Annotated in this window: 11 protein-coding genes; 4 read left to right on the plus strand and 7 right to left on the minus strand. The window is 70.3% G+C overall.

Features of this window, described 5'->3' with window-relative positions; genetic code table 11:
• Nucleotides 1-10: 10 nt before the first annotated feature.
• Entirely contained in the window at nucleotides 11-1,336 is a 1,326-nt protein-coding gene (locus tag OWM54_RS01300; protein WP_267696392.1) for an adenylate/guanylate cyclase domain-containing protein, read from the minus strand.
• Nucleotides 1,337-1,401: 65 nt separating this feature from the next.
• The gene (locus OWM54_RS01305; RefSeq protein ID WP_267701078.1) at nucleotides 1,402-2,142 is read right to left on the minus strand and encodes a tetratricopeptide repeat protein; all 741 of its coding nucleotides are present in this window, start codon (nucleotides 2,140-2,142) and stop codon (nucleotides 1,402-1,404) included.
• A gap of 75 nt (nucleotides 2,143-2,217) precedes the next feature.
• On the opposite strand from OWM54_RS01305, the gene OWM54_RS01310 reads away from it, so the two are divergent.
• Together OWM54_RS01310 and OWM54_RS01315 are read left to right on the plus strand one after the other, a co-directional pair.
• Entirely contained in the window at nucleotides 2,218-4,623 is a 2,406-nt protein-coding gene (locus OWM54_RS01310) for an endonuclease MutS2 (protein ID WP_223784462.1), read from the plus strand.
• Between the two features lie 59 nt (nucleotides 4,624-4,682).
• The gene (locus OWM54_RS01315) at nucleotides 4,683-5,450 is read left to right on the plus strand and encodes an ATP-grasp domain-containing protein (protein WP_267696393.1); all 768 of its coding nucleotides are present in this window, start codon (nucleotides 4,683-4,685) and stop codon (nucleotides 5,448-5,450) included.
• 50 nt (nucleotides 5,451-5,500) lie between these two features.
• Here the strand turns inward: OWM54_RS01315 and OWM54_RS01320 are convergent, their stop codons facing one another.
• Both OWM54_RS01320 and OWM54_RS01325 read right to left on the minus strand, forming a co-directional pair.
• Complete coding sequence (locus tag OWM54_RS01320) at nucleotides 5,501-7,066, minus strand: hydroxymethylglutaryl-CoA reductase (RefSeq protein ID WP_267696394.1); 1,566 nt, start codon at nucleotides 7,064-7,066, stop codon at nucleotides 5,501-5,503.
• Between the two features lie 58 nt (nucleotides 7,067-7,124).
• Nucleotides 7,125-8,822: a phosphatidylinositol-specific phospholipase C domain-containing protein gene (locus OWM54_RS01325; protein ID WP_267696395.1), complete on the minus strand. Its 1,698-nt coding sequence runs from the start codon at nucleotides 8,820-8,822 to the stop codon at nucleotides 7,125-7,127.
• Between the two features lie 135 nt (nucleotides 8,823-8,957).
• On the opposite strand from OWM54_RS01325, the gene OWM54_RS01330 reads away from it, so the two are divergent.
• Nucleotides 8,958-9,353 carry a VOC family protein gene (locus tag OWM54_RS01330; protein ID WP_267696396.1) on the plus strand — a complete coding sequence of 132 codons (396 nt, stop codon included), beginning with the start codon at nucleotides 8,958-8,960 and terminating at the stop codon, nucleotides 9,351-9,353.
• A 10-nt stretch (nucleotides 9,354-9,363) separates the two neighbouring features.
• Here OWM54_RS01330 and OWM54_RS01335 read toward each other — a convergent pair whose 3' ends face one another.
• Nucleotides 9,364-9,828 carry a tetratricopeptide repeat protein gene (locus tag OWM54_RS01335; RefSeq protein ID WP_223750015.1) on the minus strand — a complete coding sequence of 155 codons (465 nt, stop codon included), beginning with the start codon at nucleotides 9,826-9,828 and terminating at the stop codon, nucleotides 9,364-9,366.
• Nucleotides 9,829-9,927: 99 nt separating this feature from the next.
• On the opposite strand from OWM54_RS01335, the gene OWM54_RS01340 reads away from it, so the two are divergent.
• Nucleotides 9,928-10,509: a hypothetical protein gene (locus tag OWM54_RS01340; RefSeq protein ID WP_223750016.1), complete on the plus strand. Its 582-nt coding sequence runs from the start codon at nucleotides 9,928-9,930 to the stop codon at nucleotides 10,507-10,509.
• Between the two features lie 16 nt (nucleotides 10,510-10,525).
• Here the strand turns inward: OWM54_RS01340 and OWM54_RS01345 are convergent, their stop codons facing one another.
• Nucleotides 10,526-11,872, minus strand: a complete 1,347-nt coding sequence (locus OWM54_RS01345; RefSeq protein WP_267696397.1) for a sigma-54-dependent transcriptional regulator — start codon at nucleotides 11,870-11,872, stop codon at nucleotides 10,526-10,528.
• A gap of 1 nt (nucleotide 11,873) precedes the next feature.
• Nucleotides 11,874-13,118, minus strand: a complete 1,245-nt coding sequence (locus OWM54_RS01350) for a sensor histidine kinase (RefSeq protein ID WP_267696398.1) — start codon at nucleotides 13,116-13,118, stop codon at nucleotides 11,874-11,876.
• Nucleotides 13,119-13,436 lie beyond the last annotated feature (318 nt).

Consider the following 13,436-nt stretch of genomic DNA (forward strand, 5'->3'; position numbering starts at 1 on the left):
GGGCCCGGGCCTAATCCTTGAAGCTCTTGAGCGCGTGCTCGGCATACGCCCGGGAGTCACACTTCCCCATGCCCAGAAAGCCGCCCGAGCCGTCATCCGGACCGCCATCCTCGGAGAGGTCCTCCAGCGCCGACACCGCGCTCGTCAGCTTGAGCGAGCGCACCGTGTCCACCGCGGCCACGCGCACGTTGCAAGTCGGATGCGACAGCAACTCGATGATGCGCTTCTCCGCGTCGCGGTTGCCCACCTTCGCCGAGCGCCCGTAGTCCTCCAGCGAGCGACGGGTGTTCTCCATCGCCTCGTCCAGCCGCCCCTGCAGGTAGAGCCGCTGGCCCGGGTCCTGCTCCTCGGCGATGACCTTGCGCGCCTCCTTCACCAGCGGGTCGCGCTCCGCCTTGGGCGCCTTCTCCACCGCGGAGATGGCCCGCATCGCGGGGCCGCCACCGAGCGCCACCAGGCCCACGCCCGCCACCGCGACCGCCAGCAACACGCAGCCGGCCACCACCAGCGCCTTGCGCTGGGAAGACAGCGCCCTCAACGCCCCCGAGACGCCACCCACCTCCTCGAAGCGGGAGGTGGCATGACGCCCGAGTCCCACCGCCTGCTGCCCCAACACCACCGCGTGCTGCCCCAGCACCGCCGCGCCCGCCGCGGCCTTCTGGCCCAGCGCCGCCGCCTTCACGCCCAGCTGCGCCAGCTCTCCGCCGGGCGCCTCCAGCGCGGACTCCGGCACCCGCGACAGGGCCAGGTTGCCGTAGGGCGGATTCGATTCGCTGCCCGGCGCCTCGGCGATGGCGCCCGCCGACGGCGCCTCCACCCGGTACGGGGCACGCGGCACCTGGAAGACGCGGATCTTCCCGGGGATGCCCTTGAGCTCGAAGGCACCCACCTCGCGCGCGGGCACCTCGGCCCGGTTCATCGCGAGGTAGACGGCCTCCGTGAAGTACACCTCGCCCGCCTCGGCCAGCCCCTCCACGCGCGCGGCGATGTTCACCGGCTCGCCGAAGATGTCGTTGCCATCCAGGCGCACCTCGCCCACGTTGATGGCGAAGCGCACGTGGAGCTGGTCCGCCTCCGGGGACACCCGGTTGTGGTGCCACAGCCGGTCCTGGATGGCGACGCCGCTGAGCACGGCCTGGGTGGGCGACTCGAAGGTGACCAGCAGCGCGTCACCGATGGACTTGATGATGCGGCCACCGAACGCCTTGAAGAGCGGCGACAGCAGGGCACCGTGGATGCGCAGCAGCCGCTGGTTCTCCTCCAGCGTCTGCCGACTGGTCCGCTCGGTGAAGCCCTTGATGTCGGTGAAGACGATGGCGAGGTTGGCGGTCTTCAAAGCGCGCGCAGTCTATGCGCCACGCTCTGGGGTGCAATCGCAACGACGCATCGCGACGTCGACCGTCAGCGACGCGACGGCTTGAGTGCTCGCATGCGCCGCTTCTCCTGCGGCTCCATGGACTTGCGCACCTTCGCCGCGAGCTGGGGCCGCTCCGTGCGGTCATAGAAGTCGGCCAGTCGCCGGAGCACCAACGGGCTGTCCGGCTGGAAGCTCCTCGCCGCCAAGAGCTCCGTCTCCGCGTCCAGCAGCCGCTCCTGCTTCTCCAGCACGTCCGCCAGCTGCAGGCGCACCTGTACCCACTCGGGCTTCGCGCGCGCCAGGTAGCGGTAGTGGAGCTCCGCCTTGAGCAGGTCGCCCAGCGACACCCACAGGCCCCCGAGCCGGAAGCGGGCCTCCTCGTAGGAGCCCCGGTGCTGCACCGCCGTCTCGTAGGCGCGGGCCGCCTGCATGGGGTTGCCGCGCTCCTCCCAGAGGAGCCCCCGCAGGTACCAGGCGCGGGGGTTGGTGGGGGCCTCGCGGGTGGCGACCTCCAGGTGGGCCTCGGCCTGCTCCATGGAGCCTCCCAGCTTCAGGAGCAGCCGGGCCGCCTCCATCCGTGGCAGCTCCCACCGGGGCTGGCTAAGAACCAGGGCCTCCACGGCCTGGAGCGCGGCGGCGTCGTCCCCACCCGCCTCCAGGGCGAGCGCGTCCGACAGTGTGCCGGGCGAAGGGGCGGCGGCCGGGGTTCGCGCTCCCGTCAGGGCGGAGGGCTGTGCGGCGTCAGAGGCGCCCGCCAGGCACGCCACCAGGATGACCCAGTGCATGCGCGGCAGATAGCAGAGCCGAGCCGGGCGCCTCAACAGATCCTCTTGACGGCCGGACGGCCACGCATGAAACCCATGACCGTGCAGATATCCCAAAAGACGCTGGAAGACCTCGGATTCGCGGATGTGCTCCGAGCGCTGACGCAGCGGTGTCGGACGGAGCCAGGCCGGGAGCGCGTGCTCGCCCGCCCGTTCCTCGACACGGCCGAGCAGGTCTCGGAGGCGCTGGCCCTGGTGGGTGAGGCGCGAACCCTCTCCCAGGAGCAGTTCTCCCTCCCGCTCGGCGGCGTGGTGGACCTGCGAATCCACGTGGGCCACGCCGCCAAGGGCGGCACCCTGGAGCCCCGGCAGCTCATCGACGGCGCCCAGCTCCTGTTCGCCTTCGTGCGCACCCGTGAGGCCCTGGACGAGCGCAAGGAGCGCGTGCCCCGGCTGATGGACATCGCCCGGCGGCTGCCCCTGCTGGAGTCGCTGGCCCGGCGCATCGACCAGTGTTTCGAACCGGACGGTGAGATTTCGGACCGGGCGAGCCCGGAGCTTCGCGAGGCCCGCGACAGGGCGCGCGGCCTGCACCGTCGCATCAAGTCGCGCCTGGACGAGATGCTCCACGACCAGGGCTTCGTCGCCAAGCTGCGGGAGAACTACTACACCCTGCGCAATGGCCGTTACGTGGTGCCGGTGGTGTCGAACTACCGCGCGGAGGTGGACGGCATCGTCCACAACGCGAGCCAGACGGGCCAGACGCTCTTCATGGAGCCGCAGGCCATGGTGGGGCTGGGCAACGACCTGGCCATCGCGCAGTCGGTGGTGTTGGAGGAGGAGCGGCGGGTGCTCCAGGAGCTGAGCCAGCTGCTCGGCCGGGAGGCGGACCGCATCCTGGAGGGACTGGAGGCGGTGGCGGAGCTGGACGAGGTGGAGGCGGTGGCCATCCTCTCCTCGGACCTGGACGCGACGACGCCGGAGTTCGCGGGCGTCACGGAGCTCCAGTTGCGGATGCTGCGCCACCCTCGCCTGGTGCTGCGAGGCACCGAGGTGGTGGCCAACGACGTGACGCTCAACGGCGGGGCGAAGGCGCTCATCGTGTCCGGCCCCAACGCGGGCGGCAAGACGGTGACGCTGACGGGCGTGGGGCTGTGCGCGCTGATGCTGCGCGCGGGCCTGCCGATTCCGGTGGGCGAAGGCTCGCGGATGCCGCTGTACCGCTCGGTGCACTCGACGGTGGGCGACTCGCAGGACCTGGCGCAGGGCCTGTCGACGTTCAGCGCGCACGTGGTGATGCTGCGCGACATCATCGCCGAGGTCGGCGAGGGCTCGCTGGTGATGATCGACGAGATCGCCGCGGACACGGACCCGCGCGAGGGCGCGGCCATCGCCATCGCGGTGCTCGAGGACCTGCTGGCCAAGAACGCCGTGGCCCTGGTGACGACGCACCTGGAGGAGCTCAAGGCGCTGGCGCACATGGACCCGCGCTTCCTGAACGCGCGGGTGGGCTTCGACTCGAAGCGCATGGCGCCGACGTACCGGCTCCAGATTGGCGCCGCGGGACAGTCCTCGGCCATCGAGGTCGCGGCGCGGGTGGGCCTGCCCCAGAGGGTGTGCGAGCGCGCCCGTGAGCTGACGATGAACGCGGGCGGTCCCCTGTCGCAGGCCCTGGCGGCGGCCGAGGAGGAGCGGCGCAAGCTCTCCGAGGAGCTGGAGAAGGCGCGGGTGGCGGCGAAGGAGGCCGAGGCGCTGCGCGTGGAGCTGGAGAAGCAGAAGCAGACCTTCGAGCGCGAGCGCCGCGCGAAGATGATGCAGTTCAACGAGGACGTCCACGCGGCGAGCGAGCTGGCGGCGACGGAGGTCCAGAAGCTGCTCACGAAGCTGCGCGCCGAGCAGAACGAGAAGGCGCTGTCGGAGGCGCGGCAGCAGTTGCTGCAGCGGGCCGAGGACGCGCAGAAGCGGGCCCTGGCCGCGAGGGCGGAGCTGTTCCAGGTGGAGGCTCCGGCGCCGGTGAACCTCAAGGTCGGCGCGTGGGTGCACCACTCGGGGCTCGCTCGGGACGTGGAGATCCTCGAGCTGGCGGATGGGCACGCGGTGGTGTCCGCGGGCGGCGCGATGAAGATGCGGGTGCCCACCTCGGAGCTGTCGGGCTCTCGCACGCGCAAGCCGCAGCAGGCGAAGTTCCCGGAGCGGCAGAAGCAGGATGCGGCGCTGAAGCGCGCGTCCACGGCGGCGGGCGCGCCGGTGGACGCGATGAACTTCCGCTGCGACGTGCGCGGCATGCGCGCGGACGAGGCCCTGGCGGAGGTGGAGTCCTTCCTGGACCAGGGCATGCGCAGCGGAGAAGAGGCCGCGCTCATCGTCCACGGACATGGCACGGGCGCGCTGAAGCAGGCGCTGCGGGACTATCTGGCGAACTCGCCCTACATCCGGATGTATCGCCCGGGAGAGAGCCACGAGGGCGGCGACGGCGTCACGGTGGTCGCGCTGCGCTCCTGAGTCAGGCCCCGTGGAGCCCGAGCGTCCCCGGCGCTCGCGGTCCCACGGAGGGCCATGTCATGCACTGGGTCGTTCAGGACAACCTGTTCAACGAGCGCGGCTTCCACGAGCTCCTGCGGGTCCTGGAGCGCGGCGGCATTCCGCACACCCTGGTGAAGGTCATTCCGTTCGACGGGGGGGTGGAGCCCACTGTCGACGTGAACGGGCCGGTCATGGTGATGGGCTCGTTGAGCCTGGCCCGGTACGCGCGGCGGCGAGGGTGGACACCGGGGGCGTTCATCAACGAGCGGTTCGACTTTCGCGTCTGGCGCGAGCACCTGGGGGAGTTCCTCCTGAACGGTGACGCGCGCGTCTGCCGGTTCGCCGAGGTGCCTCGTCAGGAGGGCGCGTTCTTCATCCGCCCGTGCCTCGACGACAAGGCGTTCTCGGGGATGGTGACGCGGTGGGAGGACTTCGAGCCCTGGCGCGAGCAGGTGTTGCGCGTGGGCGACACGCCGCAGCTCACCGCGGAGACCTGGGTCGCCGTCAGCGAGCCTCGACACATCCAGAGCGAGTACCGGATGGTGGTCGTGGATGGCCGCGTCGTCACCGGGACGCGCTACAAGCTGGGTGACCGGGTCTTCTCCTCGTCGGAGGTGGAGCCGGACGTATGGACCTTCGCGCAGCGGATGGCGGCGCGGTGGGGGCCGGACAGGGCCTATGCCCTGGACATCTTCGTCCACGAGCACCGGCCCCACGTCGGGGAGATCAACACGCTCAACGCCGCGGGCTTCTATGCCTACGACGTGGGGAAGATGGTCGACGCCATCGAGTCGATGCCGTTCTGAGACGATGGAGACAGCAAGGCGCCGGCCTCTCGCGATCGGCCGGCGCGCCCTCAGTGATGTCGCCCCAGGCTCTCGTGGCTCGTCACCCACTCCTCCGAGCCCAACGCGGAGGCCACCGCGCAGGCCAGCGACAGCTCCCCCGCGAGCACCACGCCAGCGACAATCTCCGCGAGCCGACGCACCTTGCCTCGCCCGAAGCAGTCCATCAGCTCCAGACACTCGCGCTGCGTGGGCAGCCCCGTGCCGCCTCCGTGTGTTGCCAGCACCAGCGACGGGAGCGTGATGGAGGCATGCAGGTCGCCCTCCGGCGTCTCGTCCATGTACAGGTCGCCCGCGGCCGACTCCGCCAGCGTCGCCACGTCCTGGCCGGTGGCGATGAACAACGCCGCGAGCGCGTTGGCGGACTGACACCCGTTGTTGTGCGCCCCCGCGAGGCTGGAGCCCTCCGCGCTGACCCGCTGCAACAGGATGACCTGCTGCACGGAGGTCCGCATCTTCTCCAGCAACAGCGCCTTGGGTACCACCACCTCCGCCGTCACGCGCTTGCCCCGCGTCTGGAGGATGTTCAGCCGTGACGACTTCTTGTCGGTGGAGACGTTCCCATCCAGGAAGCTCGCTCGGATGTGCGGATACTGCTCGCGAATCCAGAGCAGCGCCGCGAACGTGGCCTTGCCCACCATGTTCTGGCCCGCCGCGTCCCCCGTCGCGAAGTTGAACCGCACGAAGACGAACCGGTGGAGCTGATACATCTCCAGGCGCAGCAACTTCGCCACATGGCTCGTCGCCTCGGCCTGCTCCGCGATGGCGGACTCGTTCGCTCGCAGCCACCGCGAGAAATCACGCCCCGCCCTCGCATCGTCGAACACGAAGACCGGCGCGCGCTGCATGGCATCCTCCAGCACCGTACAGCGGGCTCCGCCACACGCGTTGAGCAGCTTGATGCCCCGGTTGTAGCTCGCCACCATCGCGCCCTCCGTCGTGGCCAGCGGAATCAGGTACGGACCGTGGGCGTACTCTCCCTGGATGATGAGCGGTCCCGCGAGACCCAGCGGGACCTGCGCCACCCCGGTGAAGTGCTCACACGCGTTCCTCGCATGCGCGGGCTCGAACGAGGGGCTCGACACATGGCTCAGCCGCGTCCCAGCCCACTGCTCCGCGTGGGCCCGCCGCGCGCGGACGACCCCCTCGGCGAAGTCGTCATCCGGGGCGCGCGGAATCCGCCCATCCGCCTCCGGATGCGGCTCGTCGATGACCTGGGTCACGTCCGCGCGGATGACGCCATGAACCCCACACTCAAGCTCCAGCTCGACGCGGTGCTCCCCCATCGCGAGCGGCGGAATCCCGACCCGGAGCCACACACGCCGTTGTCGCTCGAAGAGGAACGGACACCGGGACGACAGGTCCACACCGGGCCACACGGCCCCCTCCTCGGGGACCAGGACGATGTCCTCCAGCGGAACCTCGCGCCCGTTCACCCGCACCGCCCCCACCCGGATGAGCTGGAGGTCCGCGACCTGGTTCGTCAGCGAGACCTCCACGGCTCCACGTCGATTCCTGAGACACGGCCCCAACACCATCGGGGCCGACCCATCCAAGCCGGTGCCTTCGTTGCTCATGTCCCCTCCCACCGGGAACATGATTCACGTGCTCACCTCCGACCACGGCCCCAGGTCCCTAGCGTGAGACAGCGAGCGAGGAGATGCGATCATTCCACGGCCCGCCCGCCACCGAGTCGACTCTGTCGATGCTGGAGGACGTGCTGAAACACCGTCCAGACATGAACGCATGCTCACACAGCGTCGCCTGATACGAGCCGAGCACCGTCACGGAGCTGGTGACGTCGTTGAAGCCGAAGTCCCCCAGGTTGCCGACGCTCGACGTGAGCCGCATCACGTTGCCCTCGTGGCCCCCGTGCTCGTGCAGGTACACGCCGTCCCCCGCCGAGTACCCCTGCACCGCATACGTGTAATCACCCGACGACGTCTTGTAACCACGGCCGTAGTCCGAGTACGCCCAGTTGCTCAGGCCTCCCGGTGAGCGCTTCACCACCACGGACCAGAGCTGGAACGGGAAGCGGGCACTCAGCCGGCCATGGAGCTGGGTGGCCCGATCTCCCGCGCCGCCAGAGAGGCTCCCGAGCTGCCCGTTCACGTAGCTGGCGAGATACGCGGGCCCCACCACGCTCGTCACCGTGCGCGTCGTGAAGGCCAGGTGGGTGTACTCATCCATGGAGTCGGACTGGAGGAACGCGCCCTCGTAGTGCATCCAGCCGCCCCACTCCCGCTTCAGCGCCAGGATGTGCCAGTACCGCCCCGGCGCCGCGTTCTGGAGGAACGCCCGCGTCCCGCGCCACCGGGCCTCGGCGTCACCGCCCACCGTGTGCGCGGTGTTCCGGAAGATGATGCCGAAGTCCGGAGGGAGCGCCGCGCTGCTCGGCAGGAGCCGAACGTTGAGCGCGAGGATGGCGTCAATCAGGCCCGCGCCGGGGAAGTCCATCATCAGGATTCCCGCGCGCTGCGCGTACCCGCCCACCAGGTGGTCGATGGCGAAGTCGTTCACCCCGCGATAGCCGATGCCCAGGACATTGATGCCGCCCGCGACGTGGAGCGGATGCGCCATGGCGGAGGCGCCGCTCAGGAAGTTCACGAACAGCTTCGACGGCGCGCCACCCTGCGTCCGGTCCAGGTGCGCCCGGACCTTGTTCCACTTGTCGTCGATGTCCGCGAGCTGCGACACGGTCCAGTCATCCTGGAGCTCCAGCGCCCCCCAGGGGATGCCGTAAGCGCCCCCCGCGAAGTCGTCCAACACGACGATGCGCCCGCGCACCTCGCCCAGCGTGGGCACATGCGAGCCTCGCCAGAGATACGGGCTGTAGGCCGGCTGGTCGCGATACCACTCGAAGGTCTGGTTGAAGCTCCGGGTGATGTCCTCCTCGGTGTGCTCGCGCTTCACGCGCATCACCACCGTCTCGGTGGGGTTGTCGTTCAGGAACTGGATGGTGGTGCGCAGGACGTCATCGAAGTTGACGTGCAGGTACACCACGCCGTGATGGATGGTGAACCGGTCGCCGATGTGTCGGCACCGGATGTCCAACGCGCGCACGCCCGCATCCAACTGCTTGCGCAGGTCCAACGACTGCGTCTGCGTCAGGCTCCCGCCATACGACTGATACGCCATGGTGTCGTGCGTGCCGGGGATGGACAACGACGCGAGGCTCGTCGAGTTCGACACCCAGCTCATCCACGAAGGATGGGTCGTCTCGATGCTGCCGGAGTCGTTGTAGTAGCGCCCTCGCGCGAGCGCGGAGGGGGCCGCCGCCACCAGCCCCACCGCCAGGGACACGAGGATGTGACGCAGACGCAGGACTGACATGAAGCCCTCGACAAGGATGAGCGATAAGCCGCAAAAGCAGCATAACACTCAAAACACCATCCGGGCGGGAAGGCAGGCGCCCGGCACTCCGGGAGGAGCTTGTCGAGGGAACGGGCGGGTCCACACCGTACGGGCATGCTCCAGCTCGACCACTTCGGTTTCGTGACGACGGACCTGGACGCGAGCGTGCGCTTCTACGAGGCGTGCCTGAAGCCGCTTGGCCTGGGCGTCCTGGAGCGCGGCGAGGGCTTCGTCATCTTCGGCACGGACGCGAAGTCGCCGTTCCTCTGGGTGGGCACGTTGCGGCCATCGACCTGGACGGCCGAGCACGCGCCGGCGCGCAGCCCGCTCCACCTCGCGTTCTCCACGAAGGAGCGCGAGGTGGTGGACGCCTTCCACCAGCGGGGCCTCGCCGCGGGAGGACGGGACAACGGCGCCCCCGGTGTCCGCGAGGGCGGCTTCTCCTACTACGCCGCGTTCCTGTTGGACCCGGACGGCAACAACATCGAGGCCTGTGTCCGGCTGACGTGAGGCCCTGGCCTCAGCCGGGGGACTGTCCCGACAACACGCGCTCCAGCGCCGCCGCCTGCTCCCGCTGGTCCGCGTCCGCGCTCCGGCTCGCGGGCTTCAGGTGAGCCTTCGCCCGCTCCGGGTCCGTCTTGGCCAGCGCCATGGCCATGCAGAGGTTCGCCCTGGGGTGGTCGGGCTGCGCCGCGAGCACCGGCGCCAGGACCTCCGCCGCGCGCGCGTCCTCGGTGCGCTCCAGCAGGGCCATCGCCAGCTCACACGCGGCCTCGGGGTCCGAGGGCGCCTTCGCGTGGACCAGCTCCAGGAGCTGCACGGAGCGCTCCCGCTCGCCCGTCACATCCAGGGCCCGCGACAACGCATGCATCACCTTCACGTCTCCGGGGGCCTCGCGAAGCGCGGCCTCCAACAGGCGCGCCGCCTCCCGCCCATCCCCCGCCTCCAGCCGAGCCACTCCGTCTCGATACAGGTCCGCGCCCACGTGCTCTCCTTCTCACAATGCGATGCGTCAATCCCACCCGCGCAACTTCCACCCTACAAATTGCGACAACCCGAGAGAAGCTTTCCCCCGGGTCCCTTCATGCTCGTTCGCAACGCTCCCGTCGCCCCCCGCCGCCAGACGCCCTCCGCCTCGGAGGCTCCGGCCTCGGAGAAGGCCCAGAACACGGCCCTGGTCCGTCCGAACACCGAGGACACCTTCACGAAGGGCACGGCCGCCACGGCGCGCGTGGGCAAGGCGCCCGCCGGAGACCACGGCAAGCTGATGACGGAGTACCTCACGGGTGCTCGTCCCCCTCCGGCCGACTTCGAGAAGGTCATGGGCTACAAGCCCTTCGCCATCCAGACGAAGCACGGTCAGCGCATGCAGGACCCGCACGGCTCCGCGTCCGCGCCCGGCAAGATTGGACCGGACAAGGAGTTCGACCCCGCGGCGAAGACGCACGACTACGGGTACGACCTGCTGCGCTACTTCGACCGCAAGGGCACGCCCCTGAGCGGCGATGCGCGCAAGGCCGCCGACGCGCTCTTCCGCAAGGACCTGTTCGACTACGCCAATGACCAGAAGGGCTTCGGCGACCGGCTGAAGTACCGCACGTGGGCGCAGATCTACGCCACCGCGGTGGAGCTCAACTCCCGCGTGCAGGGCTACGGCCCTCCGTGAGCCGCGCCCCGCGGCGCTACTGCATCCCGTAGCGCCGCAGCTTGTCGTAGAGCGTTCGCAGGCCGATGCCCAGTCGCTGGGCCGCGCGCTTGCGGTTGCCGCCCTCGTCCGCGATGGCCTGCTCGATGGCCATCCGCTCCAGCTCCTCCAACGTCGTGTCTGGCAGCCGCGCTCCCACCGCTGGCGTCGGCGTGGACGTCGGAGCGCTGGTCGGGTCCAGCCACAGGTGACGCGACTCCACCACCGCGCCGTCCGCGAGGATGGCCGCGCGCTCCAGTGCGTTGCGCAGCTCCCGCACGTTGCCCGGCCAGGCGAACGACTCCAGCCGCTCCGACGCCTCCGGTGACAGCTTCAACCCCGGACGTCCCAGCTCCTCGCCGATGCGCCGCAGCAGCAGCTCCGCCAACGGCCGCAGGTCCTCGCGTCGCTCGCGCAGCGAGGGCAGCCGGATGGGGAACACCGCCAGCCGGTGGTAGAGGTCCTCGCGGAACTCGCCGTGCGCCATCATCGTCTTGAGGTCACGGTTGGTCGCCGCCACCCAGCGCACGTCCGCCTCCAGCGTCCGCGTCCCACCCACGCGCTCGAAGCGCCGCTCCTGCAAGACACGCAAGAGCTTCGCCTGCAGCTCCGCCTTCAGCTCGCCCACCTCGTCCAGGAAGAAGGTGCCCCCCTGGGCCAGCTCAATGCGCCCGCGCCGCTGCGCCACCGCGCCCGTGAACGCGCCCTTCTCGTGGCCGAACAGCTCGCTCTCCAACAGCGTCTCGGTCAACGCCGCGCAGTTGACCGCGATGAACGGCCCCTCGGAGCGCTCGCTCCACTGATGCAGCGCGCGCGCCGCCACCTCCTTGCCCGTGCCGCTCTCCCCCACCAGCAGCACCGTGGCCTGCGTGGGCGCCACCTTGCGCAGCGCCTCCACCACCGGGCCCATCGTCGGCGCGCCCCAGCTGAGCACCACCTCGCTCGTGGACTGGCGCGCCTCCGTCTTCAGGTTGAGCAGCGCGCGCCGCTCCAGCGCCCGCGCCACCGTCAGCCGCAGCTCCGCGGGACTGCCCACGGGCTTGAGCAGGTACTCGAACGCGCCGGCCTTCATCGCCGACACCGCGCTCTCCACCGAGCCCACCGCCGTGAGCACGATGACCTCCACGTCCGGCTGCTCCTCGCGCACCTTGCGCAACAGCGTCAGCCCGTCCATGCCCGGCATGCGCAGGTCCGTGACGAGCAGATCCACGCCCTGCTTCGACAACAGCCGCGCGGCCTCCTCGCCGTCGGCCGCCGTCGTCACCGCGTGGCCCTCCACCTCGAGCGCCTCCGCGATGAACGAGCGCACGCCCTCTTCGTCATCCGCCACCAGGATGCGCGCCATCTCAGGTCCCCCTCGCCGGCACGGTGAGGCGGAACTCCGCGCCTCCCTCCGCGTGCGTCCTCGCGCTCACCGAGCCCCCATGCAGCTCGACGATGCGGCGGGTGATGGCCAGCCCCAACCCCACGCCCCGCAGGCGCCCGGTGACGAAGGGCTCGAAGATGCGCTCCTCGTCGCCCTTGGGGATGCCCGGACCATGGTCCCTCACCGTGAAGACGAGCGCCGGCCCCTCCTGCGCCACGCCCACCTCCACGCGCTGCCCCGCGGGGCTCACCTGCACCGCGTTGCGCAGCACGTTCTCCAGCGCCTGCTGGAAGCGGCCCGCGTCCAGCTCCACCTTCTCGTGGCCCGGCAGATACCGCGCCTCCACGCTCGACTCACCCGTGGCCTCCACCGCCGCGCGCAGCACCTCGTTGGGGTCAGTGCCCGAGCGGCGCAGCTCGCCGCTGCGCACGAAGTTCAGCAGGTCGTTCATCAACTGCTCCAGCCGCACCGCCTCGCCGACGATGCGGTCCGCCTTGGGACGCAGCACCTCGTCGCGCTCCACGCGCTCGGCCAGCAGCTGCGCATGCCCCTTGAGCGACGCCAGCGGGTTTCTCAGCTCGTGCGCCAGCACCGCGGACATGGTGCCCAGCGCCGCCAGCCGACGCCCTCGCTCCAGCTCCGCCGCCAGCGCCTCACGCTGCGCCAGCGAGCGCGAGAACGCGAACGCGAGCCCCAGGATGCCCATGCACGACACCGCGGCCACGAACAGCAGTCGCTGTGAGCGCTCCTTCAACTCCAGCGCGGTGACGGGCTCGAAGTCGTAGCCGATGCGCAGGTTGCGGCGAGGCTCCTGCGAGACAGGAGGCTCCACCATCGGCGGCGTCCCGCTCACGGCGGGCGGGCCGTCCGGCGGCCTCGGCTTGCGCAGCCGGTGGATGAAGCGGCCCCGCCCCTCCTCGACGCGCAGCTGCGTGCCGTCTTCGATCTTCCCCAACGAGCCGACACCCGCCGAGGCGAGCACCTGCCCGTCCTCGACGATGGCGACGTAGCGAAGCCCGCCCTCCTGGTGGGTGTTCAGGAAGGCCTCCAGCGCCTGCTGGCTCGGCACGCCCGTGCCCTCCCGGAAGGCCTCCACGCCGGCGAGCATCAGCACGTTCGCCATGCCGCGCACCACCAGCGAGGACGACTCCAGCGCCGAGCGACGGATGAACACGACGGCGGACAGCAGCACCGCGCACATCAGCCCGGCCGCCACCCAGGGCATCCAGGGACCCCGCGGTCTCCAACGGGCCGGGCCACTCATCGACGCGGCCCTCGCTCCGGGTGTCTTCCACTCCATGCGGCTCCTCCACTCGCTGCGAACTCTGCATCCAGGATGCGGAATCCGCACTCCCTTCCGTCACGACGTGGCGCCGCGTGGGCTCCTCCTTGCTTGAACGCTGCCGAGCCCATCTGTCTCTCCCCGAGGGTTGGGGGTGGCACCCGAGCCGGGTCACCACCTCTCTTCGAGACTCTGGTGTGCAAGCACGAGGCCCATGGCCCCATCCCCCGATGACGAGCCGCGTCGAGCGCATGCGGAATC

The sequence above is a fragment of the Myxococcus sp. MISCRS1 genome, from assembly GCF_026626605.1.
Classification (GTDB): Bacteria; Myxococcota; Myxococcia; order Myxococcales; family Myxococcaceae; genus Myxococcus; species Myxococcus fulvus.

Coding starts and splice junctions, on each gene's coding strand:
- OWM54_RS01345 (WP_267696397.1), bottom strand. CDS start 11,872: ATGGCGCGCATCCTGGTGGCGGATGACGAAGAGGGCGTGCGCTCGTTC.
- OWM54_RS01320 (WP_267696394.1), bottom strand. CDS start 7,066: ATGAGCAACGAAGGCACCGGCTTGGATGGGTCGGCCCCGATGGTGTTG.
- OWM54_RS01330 (WP_267696396.1), top strand. CDS start 8,958: ATGCTCCAGCTCGACCACTTCGGTTTCGTGACGACGGACCTGGACGCG.
- OWM54_RS01325 (WP_267696395.1), bottom strand. CDS start 8,822: ATGTCAGTCCTGCGTCTGCGTCACATCCTCGTGTCCCTGGCGGTGGGG.
- OWM54_RS01315 (WP_267696393.1), top strand. CDS start 4,683: ATGCACTGGGTCGTTCAGGACAACCTGTTCAACGAGCGCGGCTTCCAC.
- OWM54_RS01340 (WP_223750016.1), top strand. CDS start 9,928: ATGCTCGTTCGCAACGCTCCCGTCGCCCCCCGCCGCCAGACGCCCTCC.
- OWM54_RS01350 (WP_267696398.1), bottom strand. CDS start 13,118: ATGCCCTGGGTGGCGGCCGGGCTGATGTGCGCGGTGCTGCTGTCCGCC.
- OWM54_RS01305 (WP_267701078.1), bottom strand. CDS start 2,142: ATGCACTGGGTCATCCTGGTGGCGTGCCTGGCGGGCGCCTCTGACGCC.
- OWM54_RS01310 (WP_223784462.1), top strand. CDS start 2,218: ATGACCGTGCAGATATCCCAAAAGACGCTGGAAGACCTCGGATTCGCG.